General features: G+C 55.8%; 26 protein-coding genes. 13 read left to right on the top strand and 13 right to left on the bottom strand.

The window, feature by feature from the left end; translation table 11 throughout:
* Positions 1–8: 8 nt before the first annotated feature.
* From J5067_RS05245 to J5067_RS05255, 3 genes are all read right to left on the bottom strand, one after another.
* Positions 9–1,673, bottom strand: coding sequence for a ShlB/FhaC/HecB family hemolysin secretion/activation protein (locus J5067_RS05245; protein ID WP_264650603.1), 1,665 nt, complete (start codon positions 1,671–1,673; stop codon positions 9–11).
* Positions 1,674–1,980: 307 nt separating this feature from the next.
* Complete coding sequence (locus J5067_RS05250) at positions 1,981–2,313, bottom strand: HrpE/YscL family type III secretion apparatus protein (RefSeq protein WP_264628797.1); 333 nt, start codon at positions 2,311–2,313, stop codon at positions 1,981–1,983.
* A gap of 165 nt (positions 2,314–2,478) precedes the next feature.
* Entirely contained in the window at positions 2,479–3,417 is a 939-nt protein-coding gene (locus J5067_RS05255; RefSeq protein ID WP_264650604.1) for a LysR family transcriptional regulator, read from the bottom strand.
* Positions 3,418–3,552: 135 nt separating this feature from the next.
* Between J5067_RS05255 and J5067_RS05260 the strand changes: the two genes are divergently transcribed.
* Positions 3,553–4,968 carry a M20 family metallopeptidase gene (locus J5067_RS05260; protein ID WP_264650605.1) on the top strand — a complete coding sequence of 472 codons (1,416 nt, stop codon included), beginning with the start codon at positions 3,553–3,555 and terminating at the stop codon, positions 4,966–4,968.
* Positions 4,969–5,018: 50 nt separating this feature from the next.
* On the opposite strand, the gene J5067_RS05265 is transcribed toward J5067_RS05260, so the two are convergent.
* The 4 genes from J5067_RS05265 to J5067_RS05280 all read right to left on the bottom strand — a co-directional run bounded on the left by J5067_RS05265 (position 5,019) and on the right by J5067_RS05280 (position 8,735).
* A complete protein-coding gene (locus J5067_RS05265) occupies positions 5,019–5,846 on the bottom strand; it encodes a MetQ/NlpA family ABC transporter substrate-binding protein (protein WP_264650606.1) in 828 nt (275 codons plus the stop codon).
* A gap of 68 nt (positions 5,847–5,914) precedes the next feature.
* A complete protein-coding gene (gene menC / locus J5067_RS05270) occupies positions 5,915–7,027 on the bottom strand; it encodes an o-succinylbenzoate synthase (protein WP_264650607.1) in 1,113 nt (370 codons plus the stop codon).
* A gap of 33 nt (positions 7,028–7,060) precedes the next feature.
* Positions 7,061–7,720 (bottom strand): methionine ABC transporter permease, encoded by a 660-nt coding sequence (locus J5067_RS05275; RefSeq protein ID WP_264650608.1) that lies wholly within the window; start codon positions 7,718–7,720, stop codon positions 7,061–7,063.
* The gene (locus J5067_RS05280) at positions 7,713–8,735 is read right to left on the bottom strand and encodes a methionine ABC transporter ATP-binding protein (protein ID WP_264642836.1); all 1,023 of its coding nucleotides are present in this window, start codon (positions 8,733–8,735) and stop codon (positions 7,713–7,715) included. Before J5067_RS05280 ends, J5067_RS05275 begins: the two co-directional genes overlap by 8 nt.
* A 267-nt stretch (positions 8,736–9,002) precedes the next feature.
* Between J5067_RS05280 and J5067_RS05285 the strand changes: the two genes are divergently transcribed.
* Positions 9,003–9,788 carry an alpha/beta hydrolase gene (locus J5067_RS05285; RefSeq protein ID WP_264650609.1) on the top strand — a complete coding sequence of 262 codons (786 nt, stop codon included), beginning with the start codon at positions 9,003–9,005 and terminating at the stop codon, positions 9,786–9,788.
* 43 nt (positions 9,789–9,831) lie between these two features.
* Here J5067_RS05285 and J5067_RS05290 read toward each other — a convergent pair whose 3' ends face one another.
* The 3 genes from J5067_RS05290 to J5067_RS05300 all read right to left on the bottom strand — a co-directional run bounded on the left by J5067_RS05290 (position 9,832) and on the right by J5067_RS05300 (position 11,855).
* Positions 9,832–10,140, bottom strand: a complete 309-nt coding sequence (locus J5067_RS05290) for an AzlD domain-containing protein (protein WP_264642838.1) — start codon at positions 10,138–10,140, stop codon at positions 9,832–9,834.
* Positions 10,137–10,880, bottom strand: a complete 744-nt coding sequence (locus J5067_RS05295; protein ID WP_264650610.1) for an AzlC family ABC transporter permease — start codon at positions 10,878–10,880, stop codon at positions 10,137–10,139. Before J5067_RS05295 ends, J5067_RS05290 begins: the two co-directional genes overlap by 4 nt.
* A gap of 108 nt (positions 10,881–10,988) precedes the next feature.
* On the bottom strand, positions 10,989–11,855 hold the full coding sequence (locus J5067_RS05300; RefSeq protein WP_264642840.1) for an AraC family transcriptional regulator: 867 nt from the start codon (positions 11,853–11,855) through the stop codon (positions 10,989–10,991).
* A gap of 231 nt (positions 11,856–12,086) precedes the next feature.
* On the opposite strand from J5067_RS05300, the gene J5067_RS05305 reads away from it, so the two are divergent.
* The 7 genes from J5067_RS05305 to J5067_RS05335 all read left to right on the top strand — a co-directional run bounded on the left by J5067_RS05305 (position 12,087) and on the right by J5067_RS05335 (position 19,287).
* On the top strand, positions 12,087–12,770 hold the full coding sequence (locus J5067_RS05305; RefSeq protein WP_264650611.1) for a GntR family transcriptional regulator: 684 nt from the start codon (positions 12,087–12,089) through the stop codon (positions 12,768–12,770).
* Between the two features lie 135 nt (positions 12,771–12,905).
* Positions 12,906–14,357 (top strand): NAD(P)-binding domain-containing protein, encoded by a 1,452-nt coding sequence (locus tag J5067_RS05310; protein ID WP_264650612.1) that lies wholly within the window; start codon positions 12,906–12,908, stop codon positions 14,355–14,357.
* A 17-nt stretch (positions 14,358–14,374) separates the two neighbouring features.
* A complete protein-coding gene (locus J5067_RS05315) occupies positions 14,375–15,409 on the top strand; it encodes a dipeptidase (protein ID WP_264650613.1) in 1,035 nt (344 codons plus the stop codon).
* Between the two features lie 41 nt (positions 15,410–15,450).
* On the top strand, positions 15,451–16,494 hold the full coding sequence (locus J5067_RS05320) for an ABC transporter substrate-binding protein (RefSeq protein WP_264650614.1): 1,044 nt from the start codon (positions 15,451–15,453) through the stop codon (positions 16,492–16,494).
* 51 nt (positions 16,495–16,545) lie between these two features.
* The gene (locus tag J5067_RS05325; protein ID WP_264650615.1) at positions 16,546–17,619 is read left to right on the top strand and encodes an ABC transporter ATP-binding protein; all 1,074 of its coding nucleotides are present in this window, start codon (positions 16,546–16,548) and stop codon (positions 17,617–17,619) included.
* A complete protein-coding gene (locus J5067_RS05330; RefSeq protein ID WP_264650616.1) occupies positions 17,616–18,482 on the top strand; it encodes an ABC transporter permease in 867 nt (288 codons plus the stop codon). The genes J5067_RS05325 and J5067_RS05330 overlap by 4 nt, the downstream gene beginning before the upstream one ends.
* A gap of 7 nt (positions 18,483–18,489) precedes the next feature.
* Positions 18,490–19,287, top strand: a complete 798-nt coding sequence (locus tag J5067_RS05335; protein ID WP_264650617.1) for an ABC transporter permease — start codon at positions 18,490–18,492, stop codon at positions 19,285–19,287.
* A gap of 32 nt (positions 19,288–19,319) precedes the next feature.
* Here the strand turns inward: J5067_RS05335 and J5067_RS05340 are convergent, their stop codons facing one another.
* The 3 genes from J5067_RS05340 to J5067_RS05350 are packed head-to-tail and all read right to left on the bottom strand — an operon-like array spanning position 19,320 to position 21,857.
* Complete coding sequence (locus tag J5067_RS05340) at positions 19,320–19,910, bottom strand: peroxidase-related enzyme (protein ID WP_264650618.1); 591 nt, start codon at positions 19,908–19,910, stop codon at positions 19,320–19,322.
* On the bottom strand, positions 19,907–20,428 hold the full coding sequence (locus J5067_RS05345; RefSeq protein ID WP_264628404.1) for a CMD domain-containing protein: 522 nt from the start codon (positions 20,426–20,428) through the stop codon (positions 19,907–19,909). Before J5067_RS05345 ends, J5067_RS05340 begins: the two co-directional genes overlap by 4 nt.
* A complete protein-coding gene (locus J5067_RS05350) occupies positions 20,412–21,857 on the bottom strand; it encodes an NAD(P)-binding domain-containing protein (RefSeq protein ID WP_264650619.1) in 1,446 nt (481 codons plus the stop codon). Before J5067_RS05350 ends, J5067_RS05345 begins: the two co-directional genes overlap by 17 nt.
* Before the next feature lie 260 nt (positions 21,858–22,117).
* Between J5067_RS05350 and J5067_RS05355 the strand changes: the two genes are divergently transcribed.
* From J5067_RS05355 to J5067_RS05370, 4 genes are all read left to right on the top strand, one after another.
* The gene (locus tag J5067_RS05355; protein ID WP_264627899.1) at positions 22,118–23,083 is read left to right on the top strand and encodes a LysR family transcriptional regulator; all 966 of its coding nucleotides are present in this window, start codon (positions 22,118–22,120) and stop codon (positions 23,081–23,083) included.
* A gap of 402 nt (positions 23,084–23,485) precedes the next feature.
* Entirely contained in the window at positions 23,486–24,463 is a 978-nt protein-coding gene (locus J5067_RS05360; RefSeq protein ID WP_264642852.1) for a tripartite tricarboxylate transporter substrate binding protein, read from the top strand.
* Entirely contained in the window at positions 24,454–24,924 is a 471-nt protein-coding gene (locus J5067_RS05365; RefSeq protein ID WP_264642853.1) for a tripartite tricarboxylate transporter TctB family protein, read from the top strand. Before J5067_RS05360 ends, J5067_RS05365 begins: the two co-directional genes overlap by 10 nt.
* Positions 24,921–26,411, top strand: a complete 1,491-nt coding sequence (locus J5067_RS05370) for a tripartite tricarboxylate transporter permease (protein ID WP_264642854.1) — start codon at positions 24,921–24,923, stop codon at positions 26,409–26,411. The genes J5067_RS05365 and J5067_RS05370 overlap by 4 nt, the downstream gene beginning before the upstream one ends.
* Positions 26,412–26,431 lie beyond the last annotated feature (20 nt).

A 26,431-nucleotide genomic window follows, 5' to 3' on the forward strand; every position in this document is an offset into this window, starting at 1 on the left:
ACTGACGATTAAAAAGCTATGCCAATGCGGTAATAGGCAACCACCGCATCGGGCTTCATCCAATCCGGATGGCTGAGCGGCCACCCCACCGTGATTTGCTGTGAAAGATGGGTGTTGGCAAGCCCCATGCCGAGTGCCGCGCCCCACAGGTTTCCTGCGGAGTCACTGTCGGCACGGGTGGCGACCAGATGACCGCCATCCAGCGCGGCGGTCAGGGTTAGTTGCCCCAAATAGGGGATCTGCCGCGCACGCCAGTTGATCTCGTTACGCCAGTAGCCGCCGCGATCGCCCAACAGGTAGTGTTCTTTGAAACCACGCACCGAACTTTCCCCACCCAGCGTCACTTGCTCACTGCCGTAGAGCGGATGGGGTGAGTATTGGCCGTAGAAACTGGTGAGGTAGTTGACACTGTCGCTTAAGGGGAGGTAGTAGCTGGTCGCCAGCGTCACTTTATTGAACTGCGCGCGGGGAGAATCGGCCGTGACACCCTCATCGCTCTGTGCGCCAAACCAGCGCACGCCGCGGCTAAACGCCGGATTGAAGGTAGCCAGCCCGCCCCACAGCGACTGACTGTGATTGACGCCAAACACCAGACTGCTCAACCGACGACTGCTGGATTGCAGCAGCACATCCTGCATGTAGTTGTGCGCGATGCGGTGCGTCATTCCCGCCGACAGGCTGGTTTTTGCGTCTGCGTTACGAAAAACCACGCGTGAAAGCGCAACACGGTGGGTTTGCGTATCGCCGGTAGAACGCCAAAGATAATCGCGATTCAAAAAATCATTGCGATAGCGTGTTTTGGCAAAGTCATAATTGATGTTCCAGTAGCCATACGGCAATGACACGCCGGTTTGCAGACTGCGGGCATGGTGCGCGTCGATAAAATCGCTGCTCTGCCCACCGCTGATAAACCATTGATCCGCCAAACCCAATACATTATCTGCCCATAAACCGCCGTTAAGCTGATGCTCCCCCGTCGATTCTTGTCCGCTGTTATCAAAGGCGATATTGCCAGAGAGCGGTACGCGCGACTGGCGCGTCAGTTTTACCTGAGAGAAGCCGGGCTGTTCGCCGGGTAAAATATCGATCTTGACCTGCTGCGTGGCAAGGCGATTGAGTTGCTCCATCCCTTGCTCAAGATCGCGCAGGTTGAGAATATCCCCTTTCCTGGCCGGTATTGCCATTTTCAGTGCGCGTGCTTCACGATCGTTGATCGTGATGGTTTCAATACGCCCTTCCAGCACCATCAAGGTCAATATGCCGGTAGACAGATCCTGTTCACGCAGAAAAGCGCGGCTGGTGACATAGCCTTGGGTAATATACCAATTGCTGACGTCATGGATCAGTTGATTAATATCATTAACATTCAGGCAACGATTAATATACGATTCGGTCAGACGCTGTTTATTACGTACCGATAATAAGGTGCTATTAACAAACTCGACCTGCCGAATAGTAAAGCAGGTGCTATTCACTATCGGCGTTGGCTGCGCCGCGATAGGTTCAACGCGATTAGCGCGGGTTATTTCCTCACGCTGGCGCTGCGCTTGCTCAATCACGTCAGATTGTCGTTGCGAAATCTCCCCCCGCTCCGCCGGTGTTAAGGGTACGGCGTTGGCGGAAAAGGAGAACAGAAAAAGTAACAAAGACCATCGCTGCAAAGGGTATTGCATACGCCATCCATGATAAATTTATTTAATATCAGACAAATAAATAAAATTTAAAAAATTACGATGCGCGCTGTAAACAGCGCACATCGTGAATAATGTTTTTTGGGATGATAGAAGGAAGGAATGGCAAACTCAATATAGCGTCAAAGATTTGCGTCTGGAGATTTTTATTTGCATTAGCGCGTTATTTTATTTCACCCTAACAAAAATAAGAGATTTGATTAGGTTGTAAAGCAGAACAATGCAGCCTGCGACACTTTATTTTTTACTATCGTTACCAGCCTAATAATATAATAAGCGATGGATGGCGTTACCACTTCAGCATAAATGAGCCACCTTCGGTCATTAACCGCATTTCACCCGGCATTAATGTCGTATCAGCTTCAAGATGCCAGCCCAAATGCGCGTGCTGGCTGAGCCACGACGCCACGTCGGTCTGTTGCATCGGATGGCAATAGAGTACGCCCCGCCCCCCACCGCCCTGACGGCGTAACGACCGTCGCAGCAGAGCCATTGAAAACGTGTGTTTTGGCGAAATCGCTTTTGCGCGATAAGCAGTGTGTAATCGGTGGGTAACCGGGCCATTAAAACAAACAGATCCCTTCCTGCTGGCATAGAATGCCATCGGCCGCTTGCGTAACATAACGTATCTCCATGTGTTTCCTCAGCAAAATACCGTCGTCCCAACAAGGCGGGTCGAACAACGCGAGTGACTCTGCTGATACATCGACCATGCTACACCAATGTTATCGAGAGTGTTCTGAACACAAAATCCGATTTTTACCTGAAGTTAACGCAAGGGCCCTGCTTATGTCAGCGACTTATCGGTCTCAAACAGCGTATTGCAGTAACGCTCGGCGTCGTAAAACGCGTCTTGCATCATAGTGATAAATGCCTGTTGCATACCAGTGAGTGTATGTCCGGACTGGATTTGTACCTGCAAGGCGCGCTGCTCCAGCTGGCGCATCGCCAAGGTTGCCAGCCGGAGCGGCGCTTGTCGGCACTTGTACATCACCGAGTAAAAGCTGCATGCCGTTACCGCCTGCGGCGTGGAGAGTACATAGTGATAGAGCGTGGTGAAATTGCTGCAACAGAGCGTAGGCTCCAGGTAGGCACCCTGCATGCGGCAGGAGAGATCGAACAGTTGACGCAGCGTGGTGGTCGGCTCCGGCAACGCCAACGGGTAAGCGGCCAGATCGGCTAACATGATGGTGTTGCCCGCCAGCGGGTGATCCTCCGCCATCAACAACAGTAACGGCGCGGGTAGCGAAAGCAGCACCTCAACACCGTGCTCTGGCGCAAACGCGAATTGCAACGCCACGTCCACTTCACCGTGACGCACCATCTGCGAGACCTGCTGCGCCGATCCCACCTTCAGATGAAACGCGGTTTCCGGGTGTGATTGTTGAAACTGGGCAAATAAGTTGGGCAACGCATCGAAGGCCATCCCCTCGGTACACCCGACGCTGATCAGCGTTTTACGCTGCGCGCTCAGCCCCTGAATTTCAGCCACCGCCGCATCTAGATCCATCATGCTTTTGCGCACATGATTTTCCAGAATACGGCCTGCGTCAGTCAAAATCATGCCGCGCGCGTGGCGCTCAAACAGCAAGACCCCCATGCGCTCTTCCAAACGCTGAACCTGTCGACTGATGGCGGATACCGCCACGAAGAGCTGCTGGCTGGCGGCACTCAGTGAGCCCGTCGTAGCCACAGCCAGAAAATAGCGGAGTTCACTGCTCAACATGATGTGAGAAATTCCTAATAAGCCGTTTGAGGTTTATATGAAAAGCAAAGCTTGATTGCAAATTTTATTATGGTGGCAAAGCCCATTTTTCCCTTAAATAGCCTTTGCTTTTCCAAATTAATCATAAAGGACTCTATGACACGTTCCGATGTCATTCACCGCGCCACCCGCTGTGTGACGCGTGGCGATTTTGCTCATACTCTGGCACGTCGCCTGGCGCTGGCCACCGAGAGCCAAAAAACCAATAATCATGCCGCCCTGCGCGCTTACCTGAGCGATGAGCTGCGTCCGGTATTGGAAACCATGGGCTTTGTCTGCCATTTTCTCACCACCGAGGCGGCACCGGAGATGCCTTTTATGCTGGCGGAACGCATTGAAGATCCTGCGCTTCCCACGCTCCTTTCCTATGGGCATGGGGATGTGGTGTTCGGCGATGCGGCCAACTGGCGCGCGGGGTTGGATCCGTGGCAACTGATCGAAGAGCAGGATCGCTGGTACGGGCGCGGCAGCGCGGATAATAAAGGCCAGCACACCATCAATTTACTGGCGCTGGAACAGGTCTACCTGGCGCGCGGTGCCCGGTTGGGATTTAACTGCAAGCTGCTGTTTGAAATGGGCGAAGAGATTGGCTCTCCGGGGCTGGCCGAGGTGTGCCGCCAACATGCGGCGCTGCTGGCAGCGGATATTTTTATCGCCTCCGATGGCCCGCGCCTGCATGCCGATAGCCCAACGCTGTTTTTAGGCTCGCGCGGCTGCATCAATTTCAAACTGCATGTGCAGGAACGCGACCGCGCTTATCACTCTGGCAACTGGGGAGGGCTGCTCAGCAACCCCGGCACACAGCTTGCCAACGCTATCGCCACGCTGGTTGACGGCAGCGGCAAGATACTGATCGAGGATTTACTGCCACCACCGCTGACACCCGCGCTTCGCACCATATTGCAAGATGTGGTGCCAGCGGGCAACCCAGGCGACCCGGATATCGACCCACACTGGGGTGAGCCGGGCCTGAGTGCCGCCGAGAAATTGCTGGGATGGAACGCGCTCGAGGTGCTTTCGTTTGTTACCGGCAATCCGGCACGCCCGGTCAACGCCATTCCGGCGTCGGCGACGGCGGTGTGCCAACTGCGCTTTGTGGTCGGTACTGACAGCGATCGGCTGATTGATCATGTGCGTCGCCATTTGGCTCAGTACGGCTATGGGCACATTGCGGTGGAACTGCTCAACAGCTCCCCTGCCACCCGTTTTGATCCACAAAACCCGCTGGTGGATTGGGTACTGGATCTGATGCGCGAGATCAGCGGTAAAAACCCAACGCTGCTGCCCAATCTGGGTGGCTCGCTGCCCAATGACGTGTTTGCGGATATTTTGGGATTGCCGACGCTCTGGATCCCGCATTCTTATCCCACCTGCGGCCAGCATGCGGTCAATGAGCACCTTCTGCGCCCGGTGGTGGAGGAAGGATTGGCGATCATGACAGGGCTGTTCTGGGAACTGGGTGAACAAGGTAGTGCCCTGCTGGCGAAACATCGCGAGTACAGCCAGGAGTAGCACACAAAAAAGGCCGCTGACGCGGCCTTGGTTTTATGGCAATAATTCGCCTACGGCTTGTGACGCGCCGTCATCCATTCCGGTTTCTGGAACGCCGAGAACATGGTGTCTTTACGATCGAAAAAGGCTTCGAACTCCGGCGATTCCACTGCGGCTTTCAAATCATGCGCAAACGGTTTATCGGCATCTTCAGTGCGCACCACAATCATGTTTTTCAGGTCTTCCGGCAGAATATCCAATTGAATGGCATCAGCCAGTTTCAGCCCGGCGGAGATGGCGAAATTGGCGTTGATCAATGACCCGGTTACGCCCCCCAACGCGCGTGGCAGCTGTGCGGCTTCCAACGGTTTAAACACCAATCCCTTCGGGTTTTCGGTGATATCGCGCAGCGATGCCTTGGTGGGAGTGATATCCGGATTGATCTTGATCAGCCCGTATTTTTGCAGGAAATCCAGCGAACGCGCCAGATTGGACGGATCGTTCGGTAGCGTCACCACATCACCGGCTTTCAGTTCATCAAGGTGTTTAACCTTGTTGGAATAGAAGCCCATGCTCGCCGTTGGTACGGTGATAACTTCAGACAGTTTCAGGCCTTTATCGGCGCTAAACCGGTCCAGATAGCGGCGGTTTTGGAACAAGTTGGCATCAATACTGCTGTTGGACAGCGCCAGGTTGGGCTGAATATAGTCGCTGAATTCGCGTACCGTAACGGTATAGCCTTTCTTTGCCAGCTCCGGTTTGATGGCCTGTTTTACCATATCGCCATACGGACCGGGGGAAACGCCGATCGTGATCTCTTTCGCCGCATCAGCGGCATAGGCTTGCCCAAACCCCAGCAAGGGAACGAGTAACAGCGGTAACCATTTCTTCAATGTCATGTTGCGATTCCTGTGTTAGTAGAGTGGGCGCTTCCCTGGTGGTCACGCCCCAATGCTGAACCTCAGCATTAAAAGTGGAACGTTTCTTCGCCGTAGCAATAGCGCTGATACAGCGTGGGATTGATATCAAAACCGATACCGGGCGCGTTTGGCACCGCGACGCAGCTATCCGCATCCATTTCCACCAGCGGCAGCATAAAGTCTTCATGCCAGTAGCGGCTGGAAGGCGGAATATCGTGGGCGTAAACGAAATTGGGCAAGGTGGCGACCGCAATGTTGTGCGCTTTGCCCACCGCCGTGTCCAGCATGCCGCCGCACCACACCGGGATCTGGTGCGCCTGACAGTAGTCATGGATCAGTTTGGTTTCGGTGATACCGCCAACCCGCGCCACCTTGATATTGATGATGCGGGCGCTACCCAACTCGATGGCTTTGCGTGCATCTTCCACGGACGCAATGCTTTCATCCAGACAGATAGGCGTGGCAATCGCCGCCTGAAGTTTGCGGTGGTCGACAATGTCATCGTGCGCCAGTGGCTGTTCAATCATCAGCAGATTGAAGCGATCGAGACGCTTGAAGAAATCGATATCGTCCAACGAGTAGGCGGAGTTGGCATCGGCCATCAGCGTAATGTCGCCAAAGGTGCTGCGCAGTGCCTCGATGTAGTCGATATCCTTGCCCGGTTTGATTTTGATTTTGATGCGGCGATAACCTTCATCCAGGTAGCCAGCGACCACCTCGACCAGCTTTTGCGGGGAAGATTGAATGCCGATGCTGACACCCGCTTCCACCCGATCGCGGGTGCCACCAATCGCCTGATGCAGTGGAATGCCCTGCTGTTTGGCAAAGGCATCCCAGATACCGCCTTCAATCGCCGCTTTGGCGCAGTTATTGCGCTTCACCGGCATAAAAATTTCACGCACTTCAGAGGGATGGGTAATCGTGCCAGCCTGCTTCACCATCGGGATCAGAAAATCCCGCATGATGTGCCAGGCCGTGACGTTAGTCTCTTCGTTGTAAAACGGCAACGAAATCGCGGAGCAGTCACCATAGCCGATAACGCCCCCGGCATGGACTTCCGCAATGGTGAAGTGCTTTTCCGTTTGAGTGGCAAAACTGGTGGTAAACGGCGTCTTCAGCGCCATCTTCATTTTGCGCAGTACAATCTTGTCAATTTTCATGCGTCTTTAACCCTGTATTCTCAGTGTCTGGCCTCAGCGTTTCTCACGCTTGTTGGCCTGGCGTGATACCCAATCCCCGGCGGTTTGTACCAGTTGCACCAGTACCACCAGCGCGATGACGGTGATCACCATCACTTCTGTTTCATAACGGTAATAGCCAAAACGGATCGCCAGATCCCCGACGCCACCGCCGCCGACAATACCGGCCATCGCCGAATAGCCAATCAGGCTGACCAGCGTGATGGTCAACCCACGCAGCAGCCCCGCCAACGCTTCCGGCAACAACACGGTCGCGATGATCCGCATTGGGCTGGCACCAAACGCTTCTGCCGCTTCCACAATGCCGGGATCGACCTCACGTAGCGCGGAGTCCACCAGTCGGGCATAAAACGCGATGGCTGCCACCGACATCGGCACTGCCGCCGCCACCGGGCCGATGGTGCTGCCCAGCAACCACTGTGTGAGCGGCAACAGCAACACCAGCAGAATCACAAACGGCACCGAGCGAATAATATTGACCAGCACGGTGGAGAGCAGGTAAACCACGCGGTTCTGCCAAAAAAGATGACGATCGGTCACATAGATGGCAATACCAAGTGGCAGCCCAAGTAACACGGCCCCCAGAGTAGAAATCGACACCATGGTAAAGGTTTCGCCAAACGCCAGGCTCAATTCACCCATTAATTCATTCATGGACAACCTCCACGCCAAAGGTGTGTTGACCAATATAGGCCAATGCGGCACCGACGTTATCTGCCTGCGCGCCATCCTGATGCGAAATCTGGGCAATGATATGCCCGAGCGCGCGCTCATTGATGTATTCAATATTGCCGTGCAGGATATTGATTGAAACCTGAAAACGCTGAGCCACCTCGGATAGCACCGGTTGCTCCACAGAGTCATCGGCAAACAGGATTTTCAGCAACGGGCCTTTGTCAGAACGATAAAAACGCTCGGGTAAGTCTATCTTGTTGGCGTGCTGTACCAACTGCCGGGTAAACGGGTGTTTTGGCGCGCAGAACACATCAAACACGTCGCCCTCCTCCACGATATTGCCGCCCGTCATCACCGCCATACGGTGGCAGATGCTTTTGATGACGTTCATTTCGTGTGAGATAAGCACCATGGTAATGCCTAACTGGCGATTAATATTTTTCAACAGCGCCAGAATCGAGGCCGAGGTTTCCAGATCGAGCGCTGAGGTCGGTTCATCGCACAACAACACATCGGGATGGTTGGCAATGGCGCGAGCAATACCCACCCGTTGTTTCTGGCCGCCGCTCAGCTGCGCCGGATAAGCGTTACCGCGTTCGGACAGCCCCACCAGCGTGAGGATTTCCGGCACCCGTTGTGCGATCTCCGCACGGGATTTCCCGGCAGCGCGTAGACTAAACGCCACATTTTCAAACACGGTGCGCGTATGCATCAGGTTAAAGTGCTGGAAGATCATACCAATACGCTGACGATGCTGACGCAGTTCGCGTCCCGCTGCCTGACTGATAACCGTCTCACCGATACTGATACGGCCCTGCGTAGGACGTTGTAGCATATTGATGGTGCGTAACAGCGTGCTTTTCCCTGCGCCGCTGGTGCCGACAATGCCGAATACTTCGCCGGAGCGAATGGTTAAATTAACATCGTTGACGGCCCTGACCTGACCGGTTTTACCACCGGGAAAGTCTACGCACACGCCTTCTAACCGAATCATGACCGGGTTAACTCCTCTCGTGAATGCGGATAATGGATACGTTGCAGGAACATCGCTACTGGCGGAATCCGGCTGTGCGCTGCATGTCTGTTTGGCTACTTATTTATGTCACGAGGGGAACATCAAGATAAATAACACATATAAAACAACAACATAAACATTATTATATCGTTATGTTAAAGTAGTGAGAAATGAGCGTTGCGTCAATGAATAAAAAAGCAAACCAGCTTTCTCATTTTTAGAAGAGAGAGGCAAGGAAACAGGGTGATGCACAACAATCTGCAATATCAGGTTTTTACCGAACAATATGGCACCGACCCGCACCAGACCGGGGATTTATACATCCCCACCCAGAAAAGCAAGGGGACCGTCTGCCTGTTTCACGGCGGTTTCTGGAAAATGCCCTACGATAAAAGCCAACTTGATGCCGTGGCAGTAAAACTGGTTGAAAATAACTTTTCTGTCTGGAATATCGAATACCGGCGAGTAGGCTATCTCCAGCAAGGGTACCCAGAGACGTTTATCGATGCGATCGAGGCCATCAATGTATTAGCCCCGTTGAGCGAAAAATATCCCCAGATTGATCTAAGTCCAGTATATATTGCCGGTCATTCTGCGGGAGGGCATTTGAGCCTGTGGCTCGGCAATCATAAAGCCCGCTTGAGTGAGCATGCATTGAACATTATTCCCGACGCTTTTATCGGTCTGGCCCCGGTGGTGGATTTAGTAGCAAGCTACCGCGATGTGCAGCGGCGGGAATTTATCACGGCATTCCTTGGCTGCACGCCCGATGAAAACAGGGATATTTACCAGCATACCTCTCCTATTGCCCAGCTACCTGCCCAGGGTAAACAGGTTATTTTTCACGGCGAGCATGATGAAGTGCTCCCGATTGGCGAAATAGATGACTATGCACGGCACGCTCAGCAAAAAGGCACGCCCGTCGAATGCATAACCATCGCGCAGGGAACCCACATGGATTTTTGCGATCCGGATAGCCAATCGATCTCTCGTTTTATCGATTGGCTCGATGCGCAATCCGAGTCGCGATAGGATGTTCTGAGCCCGGGATAAAAACGGCCTTTGCCGTCGCCTGTTAGAGCGAAAGCAAAAGCGCAAAAAAGATCAAACTCAGCAGCACCGCCAGCAGCATATTGCGGATAAAGAAAGCGATAATCACGCTGAACAGTGCGCCCCACAAATAGGGGTTATCGCCGAGCGGTCGCACAATACCGTGATCCATTAGGATGATCGGGCCGCAAATCGCCGTCAGCAGGCAGGGGGCGGAATATTTCAGCGCTTGCTGTACCAGTCCGGGCAGGCGAATCGGCAGACGCGGTTCGAGAAAAAGATAACGGTTGAGAAACACAATGCCCGCCAGGGCAAATAACAACGCGCCACTCATAGCACCTCCCCCCCGCGTCGTGACAGCAGTGCTGAAAAGAACATGCCGCTCAGCCCGGCGATCACCACCGCGCCTTCCACCTGGAAATAGGCCAGCACCATCGAGAGCGACAGCGACAGCACCACGCCCAGCAACGTACTGATGCTGCGCACCATCGGTACCACGATGGTAATAAAGGTGGCAATAATCGAGAAGTCCAGATGATAGCGGGCCAAATCCGGTATTCGTGTCGCCATGGCGATGCCCGCGAGGCTGAAGATCACCCAGCAGACATAAAAAAATCCGCCAGCGGCAATCAAATAGCTGACTGAACGCGGTTGCTGTGCCGACTTGCCCCCGCTCAACGCAAACAGTTCATCGGTCAGCAAAAAGCCAATCGGCAGACGATAGCGCAGCGCCAGACGGGAAACGTAATCACGTAAGGTCAGCGCGTAGATAATGTGTTGAGTGGTGATGAAGAAAACGGTGATCAAAATCGTGACGACGTTGGCACCGCTCATCACCAACCCCAGCGTAACCAACTGCGCCGCACCGGCAAACACCAACGCCGACAGCCCAACGGATTGCCAGAGCGGCAACCCCGCCTGCACTGCCATCGAACCGGCCAGAATGCCCCAGGGCAGCACCGCCAGACAAAACGGGAACATATCCAGAATACCGGCGCGGATATCGCGCCACCGCGCGTCGGGTTGGCTGGCGTTGGGCACAGCGCCCGGTTGTGATAAAGCATGCTTTTCCATAGCGTCCTGAGACCTTTGTAATAGAGTGCGGTCATTAGGCTAGCCAAACGTCAGGGACAGCGTATTGAACAAGATTGCTGTCAAACCCAGCCGTTTTAACGCGGTTGATTAACCTAACAGCGGTTCTCGCGCCGTCTGATCCCAGACAATGCTTTGAATAAAACTGCCGGGCGTGGCGCCAAAGGCATTTTTAAAATGACGGGTGAAGTGGCTCTGGTCGGAGAAACCGCACTGCGACGATACCGCTGCAAGCGTATGCCCATGCAGCATCAGCGTCTTCGCCTTGCGCAACCGCGCCTGCACCTGGTAGGCATGCGGAGGAATGCCCACCAGCGCCTTAAATTGACGTAAATAGTGCCACGGACTCAGCTCCGCCATCGCTGCCAACGTGGTCAGCGACCACTCTTGCTCGGGCGTATCATCCAGCAGCATTTTGGTCTGTAGCACACGCTGCTCGGAAAAAGGCAGCGGGCGCGGCGGGCGGCGGGTTTTGCTGTAACGCAGCATCAACCAACTCAGCGATGAGAACAGCAGCGTCTCTTTTAACAGCGTGTTACCCGGTTGCGCCAACAGGCGAAACGCCATCTGTAACTGCTGCGCCAGACCCGGATCGTGCAGCACTGCGTCAGGAAACCATGGCACCGTCCCGTCGGACTGATGGAGATCGTGGGAGATAGCGCGAAACAGATCCGGATGTGGGTAGATAGCGCGATAGGCCCAGCCATTTTCACGGGCCGAGCATCCGGTATGAACATCATCCGCATTGACCAAAATGATGTCGCCCTGTGGCGCAACGTGCTCACCGCCGGTGCGATAAAAACGCTGAGCGCCTTCTTCAATCACACCGACACAAAAGGTGTCATGCACATGGCGGGAAAAGCGTTGGCGATAATAGCGTGCCTGCAACATTTCCAAGCCGCCAAAGGCTTCCAATCGATGGTACTGCGCCTGTTCACGTGGCGTTGCTTTGCTCATAGAGTGCCCCCTGCTGTTACCGCTTCTGTTAGCAGTATCCGGATATTCACACCATTGTCACTCCGCATTCTCTACGGGTTTAGAACAAAATTGCGCTGCCACGCATTTTTCTCTTCACGATCGCCGCGGATAACCGGTTTCTTTTCCGGTGGCCGATGCGCGATGATGCATCATATTGTATAATACGCCGATTGAAGCGACAGGAATGCGCTGTTTTCTTGGGGTGAATGCGTGAATTATCCAATAGGGCAAATCAACCACAGTTATCTGGGTTCCAGTGTGTACACCATGCTGCGCGAAGCGCTGATTATGGGGCGGCTAAAACCGGACGATCGGCTGCGCATTCGCGAACTGGCTGCGCAAGTTGGCACCAGCGTCACTCCGGTGCGCGATGCCATCCTGCAACTCGCCAAAGAGCAGGCGCTGATTCTGAAAACGCCGCGCGATATCCGCGTACCGCAGCTCACCAGCGCGCAGTTTATTGAGATTCGCACCTTGCGCGTATCGCTGGAAGGCAGCGGCGCGCTGCACGCCGCCGCGCTGATGACGCCGGGTAAGCTTGCCGAATTGGATGCCAATATCACGCAAAACCTTCAGGCCATAGACGATAACGATTTGAGCGCGGCGCTGCGTCTCAACAGTGAGTTTCACCTGATGTTGGCGCAGATGGCTGACATGCCGCTGCTCAGCCAGTTTATCGGCAGCCTGTGGATGCGCACTGGCCCGCTGATTGCCCAGGCCTATGCCCATTTTTCCCATCAGATGGCGATTGAGCACCATCAAGAGGTGGTGGCAGCCCTGCGCAAACAGGACGGAACCGCCGCACAGCACGCCATTGCGCAGGATATTCTCGATGGCAGCGATACCATGCTGGCGTTCATTGAGCACGCGGAAGAGAATCTGTCGCAAGCGTAGTTCCCCTCATAAGCAAATGCGATTAAAGCATTTAAATATCACATGATCAGCCTGCAATAATGCGAATTAATAATTATTCGCCACGTACCGCCCTGCTGCACGGCGGTACGAATTTACACCAGGTATCGCACGATCATGACATTCCCAGAACTTCCGCTTTCTCACCTGGCACAACGCCTGAGTGCCGATCTGGCACTGTTGGAATTACCCGCACGCCCCTGGTTGAAAGAGAGCGCTCCCGATTTCGATGTGATTATCGTCGGTGCCGGGCTGTGCGGTTTGACCGCCGCCGCCGCGCTAACCCTGGCGGGCGTAACCCGCATTCTGTGCCTGGATAAAGCCCCCGCCGGACAGGAAGGCCCATGGATCACCTCCGCGCGCATGAACGATCTGCGCACGCGTAAAGAAGCGGCGGGACCGGCGCTCGGCATTCCCTCCCTCACCTTCCGCGCCTGGTATGAAGCGCAATATGGCGCGTCGGCCTATCAGGCCATGTCGCGCATCCCGCGCGCACTGTGGATGGCCTACCTGACGTGGTATCGCGCGGTGCTGAATCTGCCGGTGCGTAACCAGGCGCAAGTGACACGGGTCGAGCCGGGCCAACGGGGCTGGGTTGAAGTGGATATCGCGACGGCGCAAGGAAAGCAGCAACTGCGTGCCCGGCGCGTCGTGTTGGCGACCGGCATTGATGGGCTTGGCGGACCAGCATTACCCGCGGTGGCCCGGCAGATACCGGCGCATTACATCGCCCACAGCGCAGACATCATCCATCCCGACCAGGTTGCTGGAAAGCGCGTGGCAGTAGTCGGTTCCGGTGCGTCGGCAATGGACAATGCCGCCTTTGCTCTGGAAAACGGGGCCGAACGGGTCGACATCTTCTATCGTCGTCCCACGCTGCCGCGCATTGATAAATTTACCGGTATCGGCCATCAGGGACTGACGCTAGGGTATGTCCATCTGCCCGATGAAACCAAATGGCAGTTGATGCTGGCAGGAGAGCAAGCCCAAATCCCGCCGCCGCGTCACAGCGTGCAGCGCGTAACGCAGCATGCCAACGTGGCCTTCCACCGTGCCAGCCCGCTGATCTCACTGTGGGAGCAGGATAAGGCAGTGACGCTGCAAACGCCGCACGGCCATTTCCACGCTGACTTTATTATTTTTGCCACCGGCTTTCAGGTGGATTTTCAGGCTCGCCCTGAATTTGCCTCATTCGCCCACGCGGTGTGCCAGTGGCGCGATCGTTATCACCCGGCCGCTGACCAGCAACATGACGGATTAGCCTCTGCGCCTTATCTGGGTGAACACTTTGAATTATTGCCCAAACCGGGCGCAGACGCCGAACAGGCAGCGATATCGACCCTCTACTGTTTCGCGTTCCCGGCGGTGCTGAGTCACGGCAAATTAACCAGTGGTATTCCCTCGATCGCCGAAGGTGCCCAACGCTTAACCCGCGGCATTGTCAGTTCACTGTTACACGAAGACCGCGCCGAACTGCTTGCCCGTTTTCAGGCTTACGACACGCCGGAACTGCTCGGCGATGAGTGGCAAGAAGCCGACAATTTCAGCGCGCTGCCGCTCACACCATAGCCAACCAGGGAGTCACTATGTCCAGCGAAAAAGAGACGTTGCACCAACAATCCATCGTGATTGATGGCCTGCAAACCTGCGACTGGAGTCGCGCCATATTTGAAGAAATGCGCGATGGCGGCATTACTGCCGTTAACTGCGCCTCCCTGCTGTGGGAAAACTTCCGGGAAGGCATCGATTATGCCTCGCAATGGCGACGGTTTTGGCGCGAAAACGATGACCTGATTCGACCGGTGCGCACGCTGGCTGATATCCATGCCGCCAAAGCGGAGCAGCGGACCGGGATTATCCTCGGTTGGCAAAACACCTCCCCGCTGGAAGACAAACTGGAATACGTCGAGATATTCAAAGACCTCGGCGTCGGGGTGATGCAGTTAACCTATAACACCCAAAACTACTCGGGTGCCGGCTATCTGGAAACCCGTGACAGCGGGTTAACCGGGTTTGGGTACGAAGTGCTGGCGGAGATGAACCGCGTCGGCGTGCTGTGTGACCTCAGCCACGTGGGCGATCGCACCAGTGCCGATGTTATTGCGGCATCCCGCGCGCCGGTGTGTATCTCTCATGTGTTACCCCGCGCGCTCAAAGACGTAAAACGCAATAAACCCGACGAGTTGCTGGTTGGCTGCGCACAGGGGGGCGGCATTATTGGTATCAGCCTGTTCTCCCCCGGTCTGGCGGCAGGCAATGATGCCACGGTCGAAGACTATCTGGATGCCATGAGCTATGTCATCGATCTGGTCGGAGAAGACCACGTCGGTATCGGCACTGACTTTTCTCAGGATCGTCCGCGTCCGGGGCCCTGGTTACTGTGGGCCAATCGCGACAAGGGAACGGCACGCACATTAGCGCCCTTCGGGTCAGCAAAAATCAATAAACCACAGGGCATTGCACGCATTCGGGAGTTCCCCAACCTCACTAACCGGATGCTGGCGCGCGGATGGAGTGAAACGCGTGTGCGCAAACTGCTGGGAGAAAACTGGCTGCGGGTTTTGGGCGCCGCCTGGCAGCCCGGTGCGAGCGGGACACCCTCATTGCCATTACCACAATAATAACCACCACAATAACAACCATAATCACCAGGAGATTCACCATGTCTGCTACTACAGGTTTGCATCGCAGCATCCTCGCACTCACGCTGTTGCCGCTGTTTGCACAGGCGGCCCCCACTACCGTTAACGTGGTGGGGTTTTCCGGCGTGTTTGCGGACAACTACCAGAAACTGGTTATCGCCCCCTTCGAGGCACAGCACCCGGATATCAAGATCAACTACCAGCAAAGCAAGAACTCCGCTGAATCGCTGGCGTTATTGACCTTGCAGCGTAACGATCCCCATGTGGATGTGGCGCTGCTGGATATTTCCGTTGCCATCCGTGCCAATACCCAGGATTTGTTTGCGCCACTGGATAACGACGCGGTCAAAAACCTGAGTGCCCAGCCCGATTGGGCGGTTATCAGCGGTCAACGCTCCGTCGCCTTTTCACAGGATAATCTCGCCATTCTGTATAACACCGATCGGGTCAAGCAACCGCCTACCAGTTGGAACGATCTGACCGATACAAAATACAAAGGGCGCATCGCGGCGCCGTTAGCGGACACCCGTGGCGTCACGTTATTGCCGATTCTGACCCGATTAAAAGGCGGTGACTACAAGCAGGATATCGAACCGGGCTTTACCGTGCTGAAGGCCATCGCCCCGAACGTCGCCACCTGGGATCCCGCACCGGACTGCTACGCGGTGGTACAAAGTGGTGAAGTGGATCTGGCTATCTGCTGGAACGGGCGTGCGCAGTATCTGCATGATAAGCAGGGGGGAAAAATCGGTATTGCGCTACCGCGTGAAGGCAGCATCGGCCAGATCAATACCATCAGTCTGGTAAAAGGCTCCAAACAGGCCAGCGCAGCGCAGCAATTTATTGACTACGCGCTCAGCGCCGAGGCGCAGCGTACCTTCGCCGAGCAAAGCTTCTATGGGCCCGTCAACACCCAAGTGACGTTGAGCGCACCGGCGGCGGCGCGTATTTATGGCAGTAAAGAGGCACAGCAGGCGCAATGGGCGCTCGACTGGCCTTGGGTTGCAGAACGCTACGCGCCGTGGATCCAGAAGATTCGTCGCGATGTGATCGCGCTGCATTGATGGCGGGCACGCCACGATTACCCCTGTTATCGCTGAAGAGATAGACGCCGTATGTCCGATGTTCACCTTTCCGTCAACCAATTGGCGAAATCCTATCCGGGGGCTCCGGCCCCCGCCGTTGATGACGTCAGCCTGCACGTGCCGCGCGGCGAAATGCTGGCGCTCCTCGGCCCGTCGGGCTGTGGCAAAACCACCCTGCTGCGGATGATAGCGGGTTTGATCGCCCCCACAGCGGGCAGTATTCAGCTTAATGGCCGGGACATTTCGGCCATTCCCGTGCATCAGCGCAACATGGGCATGGTGTTTCAAGCCTATGCGTTATTTCCCCACCTGAGCGTGGCGCAAAACATCGCCTTCGGGCTCGAGATGCGGGGCATCAAACGCGCCGAGCGCGCCAAACGGGTACAGCAGGCACTGGCCTTGGTTAAACTTGGCGGATTAGGCGATCGCCGCGTCAGCCAGCTCTCTGGCGGGCAGCAGCAACGCGCAGCCATCGCCCGTTCGTTGGTGATTGAGCCAGAGCTCCTGCTGTTTGATGAGCCGCTGTCTAATCTGGATGCCAAACTGCGTGATGAAATGCGTGATGAAATCCGCGATCTCCAGCGCCGAACCGGAATCACCGCACTGTTCGTCACGCACGATCAGGATGAAGCGCTGTCGATGGCCGATCGTATTGCCGTGATGTCGCACGGAAAACTTGAGCAGATCGGCACCCCGGATGCCATTTTTGATCAACCGGAAACCGAGTTCGTGGCGCGTTTTATCGGCAACGGTAATTTCTTTGACGCCACGGTACTCCAGCCCCACCGGGTCCACATCGAAGGTCTGGGGGAACTGCACCTCGCAGATGCGTTGACGCCCGGCAGCCGGGTGCGCCTGTTAATTCGCCCGCACCGCCTGCGCTGCGTATCTCCCGGCGTTCCGTCACCGATCAACACGTTTTCTGGCCGTGTCACGCAGCGTGTTTATCGTGGGCAGCACCACACCCTCAGCGTGCAGGTCGGCCCGCACCACCTACTCGCCGATCTGCCTACCCAGACGGGTATCACTTCAGCACTCGGCGACAGCCTGATGCTGACGGTAGCACCCGCCGATATCACCTGGGTCGGGAGGCACACGCCATGACCGTAACGCGCCCAACCACACGACGCTCACGATTGCTACTGCTGGCGTTGCTGCTGCCAAGCTTGCTGACACTGGGGGTGACCTTTGCCGCCCCGTTGGCGTGGTTGATCCGTGCCTCCTTCAGCCCCATCGGCAGCCTGATCGCCCCCTCTGCGCCCTGGAGCACCAGCGCCTATGCCGCCGTGCTGTTCGATCCCTTTTACTGGCGCGTGGCTGGCAATACCTTATGGCTGGGGCTGATGGTCAGTCTGCCCGCCGTCGTACTCGCCTACCCGATCGCCCTGTTCCTGCACCGCAGCACCAGCCGCTGGAAAGGCGTACTGACTGCATTAGCCATCGCCCCGCTGCTGACCTCCTCCGTGGTGCGCACCTACGGCTGGATGGTGCTGTTAGGCGACCGCGGGGTAATCAATGCGACGCTACAGGCGTTATCACTGACAGCAACGCCCTGGCGTCTGAGTAACAATACGCTCGGCGCGACCCTTGCGTTGATTGAAATCCTGATGCCCTACGCCATTCTCGCCATGCTGAGCGGTTTCGGACGGCTTAATCAGCAACTGGAAGAAGCCGCGCAGATGCTGGGTGCCGCACGCTGGCGCGTGTTTTTACGCATCACGCTGCCGCTCAGTTTGCCGGGGGTATTAACCGCCGCACTGCTGGTTTTCGTGTTGGCCATCTCGGCGTTTGTCACCCCGCGCCTGATGGGTGGTGGACGGGTGTTTGTGCTGGGTACCGAAATTTTCAGCGAAGCGACCGTGACCCTCAACTGGCCGCTGGCAGCGGCACTTTCCGTACTGTTGCTGGTGTTGTTCAGTAGCATTATTGTGCTTTATCAACGTGCCTTACGGGCACTGGAACAGTGAGACCACCATGATATCTCGCGCTTGGCAGCCAGGCACTCTCGCCTGGCACAGCTTTATCTTTCTACTTTATCTTTTTCTGCTGGCACCGATTATCATCGTGTTTATTATTTCATTCGACACGCGCCAGTATCTTGCCTTCCCACCCGCTGAGCTGTCGCTGGGCTCGTATATCAAGGTGCTGCATAATCCGGTGTTTATTGCCGCGTTTGGGCGCAGCCTGACGCTGGGGATTTCCGTGGGTGTTGGGGCCATTGTGGTGGGTGTACTGCTGGCTTTCGCCCTGACGCGCTTTCAGTTTCGCGGCCGATCTGTTATCGCCTTTCTGGCCGTGGCACCGTTTTTGGTACCGCATATCGTATTGGCCGTCGGGCTGATGTTGGTATTGGCACCGCTTGGTCTGCTTGATACTTATACCGGTATTGCTGTGGCGCACCTGGGCATTACGCTGCCCTATACGGTCAGAACCGTGACCATGAGCCTGCTCGCCGTCGATCCGCGCATTGAAGAGGCGGCGCGTATCCACGGCGCATCGCCCTGGCAGGTGTTTCATCGCATCACGCTGCCGCTGATTCGTCCGGGTGTTCTGGCGGGTGGCGCAATCGCCTTTTTGATCTCCTTCGATGAGGCCACCCTGTCGCTGTTTCTGGTCTCCACCCGCGCCTCCACCTTGCCGACCGAGATTTACCGTTATCTTGAATACGCCACTGACCCACAGATAGCCGCGCTGTCGGTTATTTTGATCCTGATATCCCTTGCGGTGGTGGTGGTGTTGGAGCGGCTGATCGGGCTACGCAAGGCGTTGTAAGGTGCCGGGAATGTCCCGGCATAGTGGCAGGGTTAGCGGCGCTGGGGATGACCGAGGGTGTGCATCAGGCGGTTGGCCCAGCCAAAGATCGCGGCGGAATGCATCAGATCGATAATGTCACCGTCGTTAAATCCCTGCTGGCGCAAGGCGGTGACATGATGAGGTTCAACCGCCACAGGGGTCTGTGACAGGGCACGGCAAAAATCGACCAGCGCCTGGGTTTTTTCATCGAAAGGCGCATCCAACCCGCGCGTGTATATCGCACTGATCACATCGTTACGCGCCGACAGCGCTTCATACCGCCGCGCGTGAACCGAAGCACAATAGGCGCAGCCGTTAACCGCAGAAGCCACCAGCGCACCCAGCTCTCGTTCGGCGCGACCTAATCCTCCCTCGCTGTACATAATGGCGTTAAACAGCGTGGTGCGGGCCACATAAGAGTCAGGATCGTGTGCCAGGGTTCGCACATAGGGAGAAACCTGAGTGCTTGACGGCGTCACCTGCATTGCGGCCCGTTGCGCGGGCGTGGCGTTATTCACATCCACTGGGGTCAGATAGGGCTGCCAGGTCAGGGGCAGCACGCGGACCTTTACCGCAGGTATCGTGGTTTTCCCAGGCTTCATTGTCCCTCACCCAGCGCTGACAACCCAGCCACAATGCGCGATTCAAAATTGATAAAGGCGATCAGTTCGGATAGCGCAATGATTTGCGGCGTTGTCCACCCCGCCTGTTGTAAACGCCCAAGATCCTGCTGCGTGCTCATCGCGGGACTATTCGTGACGTTGTCACAATGATAAACCAACGCCTGAAAGGCTGCATCGTCGCCCTTGCCGTTTGCGCCCAGCCCCTGATGCGATTGCGAGGGCGGCAAATCATCCGCAAGCCGTTGGTAAAAGGCCACCTGCGCTGACACACCCAATGCGAGCGCCATACGTAAAGCGAGCACCACACGCAGCGCGGCCGATAATCCTTGATCGTCTTGCGGCGTCAACACGCTGCAACGACAGGCCTCCACGCCAGAAACATATTCCGGGCGTAACCGACGTAGCCTATCGCGCGGTGAGCCGGCATCAATGCCTGCCATCTGATTGATCAGGTCGTTTCCCGCTTCCTGCAAGGTGATATTACTGTGCATCAGCATCGTACCACTCATCTCCCAGCAACTCGGGCGTATCAAACGCGGTTAACGCGTCGTAGTGTTGCGTGCAATCCTCGACAAACAGGTGGCGCGCGATCCCCTGAGCCAATCGTTTTGCGCCTTCGCTCACCGCGGGAATATCCCCCGATAGCTTGCCGTGTGTCAGCGTCGAGGGGTAATTGAAGCAATGCAGACGCGAAATCAACGGGCTGTTCTCCGGCGTTTTCGCCTGAAACTCAAAGGCCGGTCCCAGGTAAGGCGATGACGCCAGTTCGCGGTTCTCCTGCCCCGCGGGCGGCGTATACACATCCGACCAAAACAGCATCTCATCAGCGAAATGGCGCAATTCGCCGCGCTTGGAGACATCAACGTCAAAACCCGTGGCAAAGATCGCGAAATCAACCTCGTAGCGCCCTTTGGGCGTGGTCAGCACCAGGTGCTGCTGAGCCTCCTCCAGGGTGACGATCGGGCTTGCCAAATGAAAATAGGCGTTGGCATGGCGTGACACCCGACGGGTAGAGTCGCGCGGGGGCGGCGTTTGTGCCGAGAGCGTCGTGGCAAGAAACTGCCACTTCCAGGCATCGCTAAGTCCGACGAATCCCTGCACCACCCCCTGACTGGAAATACCGGTAAATTTATTAATACGTGGAATATCGTCGCGTCGAATGAAGAGATCGACACGCTGCGCGCCAGCTTCCAGCGCCGTCGCCGCGTTATCCATGGCGGAGGCCCCGGCCCCCACTACCGCCACCCGTTTGCCTTGTAGCGCGGAGAAATCGATCGGTTGCGCCGAGTGCGCCCAATAGCGCCGATCCACCCGGTGTGCGATATCCGGCACAGCGGGCCCGCCCAAACCGTCGCGGCCATTCGCCAGCACCACACGGCGCGCGTAGTAGCGCTGCGTTGCACCGGTGAGTCGATTACGGGTATCCACCGCAATCAGCTTGTGCTGATAGGGCGTCAGCGCCACGATTTCCGTGTGATTGATTACCGGCAACGCCAGCACGCGGCGGTACCAGGTAAGATACTCCATCCACTGGGTTCGGGAGATTTTATCCAGTGCTTCCCACGCCGCAGCGCCGAATTGCGCCCGATACCAGGCGCGAAACGTCAACGCCGGCAACCCCAAGGCCGGACCGGTAAGCTGCTTTGGCGAACGCAGGGTTTCCATGCGCGCGTAGGTTACCCACGGGCCTTCCTGGCCTGCGGGCGCACGATCGAAACAGAGTATATTATCCACCCCCACCATGCGCAGCGCTGCCGCCGCCGTCAGGCCACACATTCCCGCGCCGAGGATAGCCACATCCAGCACCGGATGTTCCTCGACATAGTGCAAAGGCACCCAGGGTTTGGCTGGCAGTTCCAGCAGGCTCAAATCGTCATATAACCGGGCTTCCAGCGCAGAGAGTCCAGCCCCCTCACTCGTGTTCATTTCGCTCCGTTCCTTTGATGATGTTGCTTATTCGTCACAACTTTAATTATGCGTTATTTGAATTATTATCCATTGTTAATGCTTATTCTTAATAATTATTCCGCATGAGGATATGCAAAAAAGGAAATATACAGCGCGCGCATTTTCACGCATGCTTGGCACCATGCATTACCATCACGCCAACGCGCCACGTGGCGGGTACACCGGGGGGTTAGGGTGTATAGTGGCAGGCTGGCTTCCCGGTTGGAAAATAACGCACTATGTTGAAAACGCCCTTAATCGAAGATTTGGATCTGCGCCAGTTGGAAGCTTTTTCTGCGGTGATCTCAGCGGGAAGCATTACGGCCGCCGCCAAGCAGTTACATCGCTCGCAACCCGCCGTAACGCGATTGATTCAGGAATTTGAAAGCAAGATTGGTTACCCGCTGTTTGTGCGCAACGGGCCACGCATTCACCCCACCGAGCAGGCACTACAGCTGCATGAATCGGTGGAACATGCCTTGATTTCGCTGCATCAGGTGCAGGTGCGCGCTCAGGAGATCAGTGCTGCGGAAGAGAAACCGCTGGTGATTGCTGCCACGCCAGCCATGGCTGCGGGGTTATTGCCTGACGCACTGGCAAAACTGGCGCTGACCATGCCGCTGCAAATCCTCAGTTATACGGCGGAACAAGCGGTGCACAGCGTGATCGAGGGACGTGCCGATATGGCTATCAGCAGTTTGCCGCTGGAGCACAAGAATGTCGAACGGCACTGGATCGGGCAAACGCGCTGCGTGGTGGTGTTACACGAGGACGATCCGCTGGCACAGCAGGAGCGCATCGCGCTGGACGCCTTGGCAGCGCGGAAAATCATCACGCTGTACAATCCGTACCGCCAGCGTCACCGTTTTGAGCTGGCGATGAAAAAGGCCAAGATTACACCGCAGTACGTGATTGAAACCAACGCCTCTGCCAACCTGTTGGCGTGCGTGCGCAGCGGATTGGGCGTTGCCATTACGGAACCGGTGACGGCCTATGGCTTCCCGTTAAGCGGGGTGGCGGTAAGAGAGCTGGACGTGGATATTCCCTATTACTTTGGCGTTATTACGCCTCAGGCAAAAACAGTGCGCCCTATCGTTGTGCAATTAATTGATGCACTGGAGCAAAGCGCGCGGGAATTACTCCCTGCATTTACGCTATTTCATTCTGATGAGCACCATAAAATCATGGTGTCGCTTAATAGTTAATGTTGGGAACAGCATATACCCTAAATAATTCGAGTTGCAGGACAAAACGTTTACGTTTTGAACAGCGCTTGCGCTGGCCCTTCAGGGCGAGACTCATTTATGAGTCTCGTAACGCGGCAAGCGAATGAATCCCGATGAGCTTACTCAAGTAAGTGATTCGGGTGAATAAGCGTAGCCAACGCACATGCAGCTTGAAGTATGACGGGTATAAACGTCATTTTAATTTTTGCCACGTAAGTGGCGCATAAATATATCTCTATTATTTTTGTCATACCTGACAAGAACGCATAGTCATACCTTAAATACGATTAATCACTAAAACAGCACCAGGTATTATTTTTCTCTGAACATTATTTTTAATTTCAACGTTAATTTCGCCACATTATTGCGATAAGGAAATGTATGTCATCAACACTATCTCGTGGAAATCATTATCGTGCAGCGTTTATTATGCTTGCCGCCGCATTACCGGTTAGCAGTTACGCCGCCTACCCGGATAAACCGATAGAAATGCTGGTCGCTTTTGCACCCGGTGGCGGCACGGATATTGCGGCACGCTCTATTGCACATTATCTGGAAAAACATTTGGGTAATAATGCGCGCATTGCCGTGATCAATAAACCGGGCGCTGGCGGAGAAATTGGCTGGACCGCGCTGGCACGCGCCAAGCCCGACGGTTACACCATCGGCATGATCAATCCCCCGGCGATTAATGGGCTCGTGGTAGAAGGCAAAGCCAAGTTCACCATGAGTGACTATCAGCCCATCGCCAATATTGTGTACGACCCGGCGATCCTGGTGGTGAACAAAGACAGCCCCTACCAAACGTTGAGCCAGCTTATCAGCGCGGCACAACACGCGCCGGAAAAACTGGTGATAGGCACGTCCGGCGCATCAGGCTCTTCGGAGCACATTGCGATCCTTAACCTCAATCGCCTGACCGGAGTCACGTTTACCCCCGCATTTTTCGGCAGCACGGCGCCGGTACGTCAGGCGATTCTGGGTGGACACGTTCCCGCCGCAACCATGAACCTGAGCGAAGCTTTGCAACTGGCCCGCGACGGTCAAATCCGCGTGCTGGGTCTGATGGCAGATAAACGTGCTGATTATCTGCCTAACGCGCCCACCTTTCGTGAGCAAAATATCGATCTGATTGCCGGTGCTTCGCGCGGTATTGCCGCGCCGAAAGGCACGCCGCCAGAGGTTGTCAAAGCGCTGGAGAAAGCGCTGGCGGGCGTGATCGCCGATCCCGACTATCTCGCGGCAGCGCAAAAAGCAGAGATCCCGCTTAACTATCTGAATGCGGCGGAATATCGCACGCTTATCGACCGTATCAGTGCCGATCTCTCCGACACCTGGAAGGTGACACCATGGCGTTAAGTGCTTCACTAACCCATCGGCGGGCGGATGTGGTGTTTGCGACCGTATTGATTCTGGCCGCAGGCACGCTTTATCGGGAAGCGGGCCATTTCAGTGGCACCGGCGCTGCATTTCCACGCGTGTTAACCGTACTGCTGGCGCTGTGTGCGCTGGCCGTCATCGTGCGTGAAATCAAGTTTCCGGCAGGCGATGAACGCCCTCTGTTCGCGCAACCAGTCCGCGTGGTGATGGGCTTTTTGCTGATGTTTGCTTATATCACGGCGATGGATGCGATCGGTTATGTTCCCGCCAGCGTAATTTTTGGCCTCGGAATACCGTGGCTGTTCGGTTACCACCACTGGCGTCTGTCGCTGCCGGTGGTGTTGGGTACGCTCTGTTTTATTCTGGTGGTGTTTCGTCTGCTGCTTGAGCGCCCACTGCCCTCAGGCGCGCTAACCGCATTACTGGAGCCCCTGCTATGATTGACGCTCTGCTCAGTGCATTACCGCACGTGTTTGCACCGGCCAATTTATTTGCCGTGGTGCTGGGCACCGTAGCGGGATTGGTTGTAGGCGCGTTGCCCGGCCTGACGGTCACCACCGGTATCGCCATTCTGATCCCCTTGACGTTCGGCGTCGATCCGCTGTTTGCACTCGGCATGATGGCCGGGATGTATAACGGCGGCAGCTATGGCGGTGCCATTCCTGCCATTCTGCTACGCATTCCCGGCACACCCGCCTCGGTCGCTACCGTACTGGATGGCTACGCCCTGACCCGGCAAGGAAAGGCAGCCTATGCGTTACAGGTAGCGGTCACGTCAGGGGTGATCGGCAGTGCACTTTCTGCCCTGGCCCTGATTCTGTTCGCGCCGGGCCTGGCCTCCATGAGCCTGCTGTTTGGTCCGGCGGAGTATTTCTGGATGGCGCTGCTGGGGCTGGCTACCGTGACCTCGTTACTCGGTGATGATTTTATCAAGGGTGTCATTGCCGCCATCATCGGTCTGCTGATCGGCACCGTCGGGCTGGATATTTCCACCGGCGATGAGCGCTACACCTTTGGTATTCTTGAATTGACCGAAGGGCTGGACCTGGTGGTGTTGTTGACCGCGCTGTTCGCGTTCCCGCCTCTGATTCATATGCTGGAACAGGCCATTACCGCGGGCATGCCCGGTCACTTGCTGAAACTCAAACGACAGGGATCGGTACTCGCGCAATGGCGCAGCTTCTTGCCCGTTTGGCTGAGAAGTTCGGTGATTGGCATTATCGTCGGCGTACTGCCGGGTGCCGGCGGCAGCATGTCTTGCTATCTGGCCTATAACGACGCAAAGCGGCGCGACAGCGATCCGGACAGCTACGGTAAGGGCAACCCCAAAGGCGTCGCCGCCTCAGAAGCGGGCAACGGTGCCGATAATGCCGCCTCGTTGATTCCGGCCTTAACGCTGGGTATTCCCGGTTCGGGAATTGCGGCGGTGATCCTTGGTGGCCTGCTGGTTCAAGGGTTACGCCCCGGCCCGCAGCTGTTTCAGGATTATCCCGATATCGTGTACGGATTTATGCTGCAAATGCTGTTGTCAGCGTTATTACTGGCCGTGGTCGGAGGATTAACCGCAACGCGATTATTTGGTCAGGTATTAAGACTCCCCAATATATTGCTGGTGCCAGTAATCATGTTGTTTATTACCGTCGGGGTCTATGCGGTCAATAATACCCTCTTCGATCTGTATCTTTTCTTTAGTATTGGTGTGGTTGCCTATTTCCTGGAAAAACTGGACTACCCTAGCGCACCGATTATTTTGGGTGTAATCCTGGGCCCTATCGCCGAAACACAATTACATCTCGCGTTGACTATTTCCGGCGGTAACACCCTCGCGTTAGTCAGTTCGCCGCTGTCAATCATTCTGGTGCTGCTCACATTATTTATTTTTGTTACCCCTTATTGGCGTTTTCGCCGCAAGCTACGTGCAGCCTGAAATAACCCAGGTTTGGACAC

The organism is Candidatus Symbiopectobacterium sp. NZEC151, from assembly GCF_025962655.1.
Classification (GTDB): domain Bacteria; phylum Pseudomonadota; class Gammaproteobacteria; order Enterobacterales; family Enterobacteriaceae; genus Symbiopectobacterium.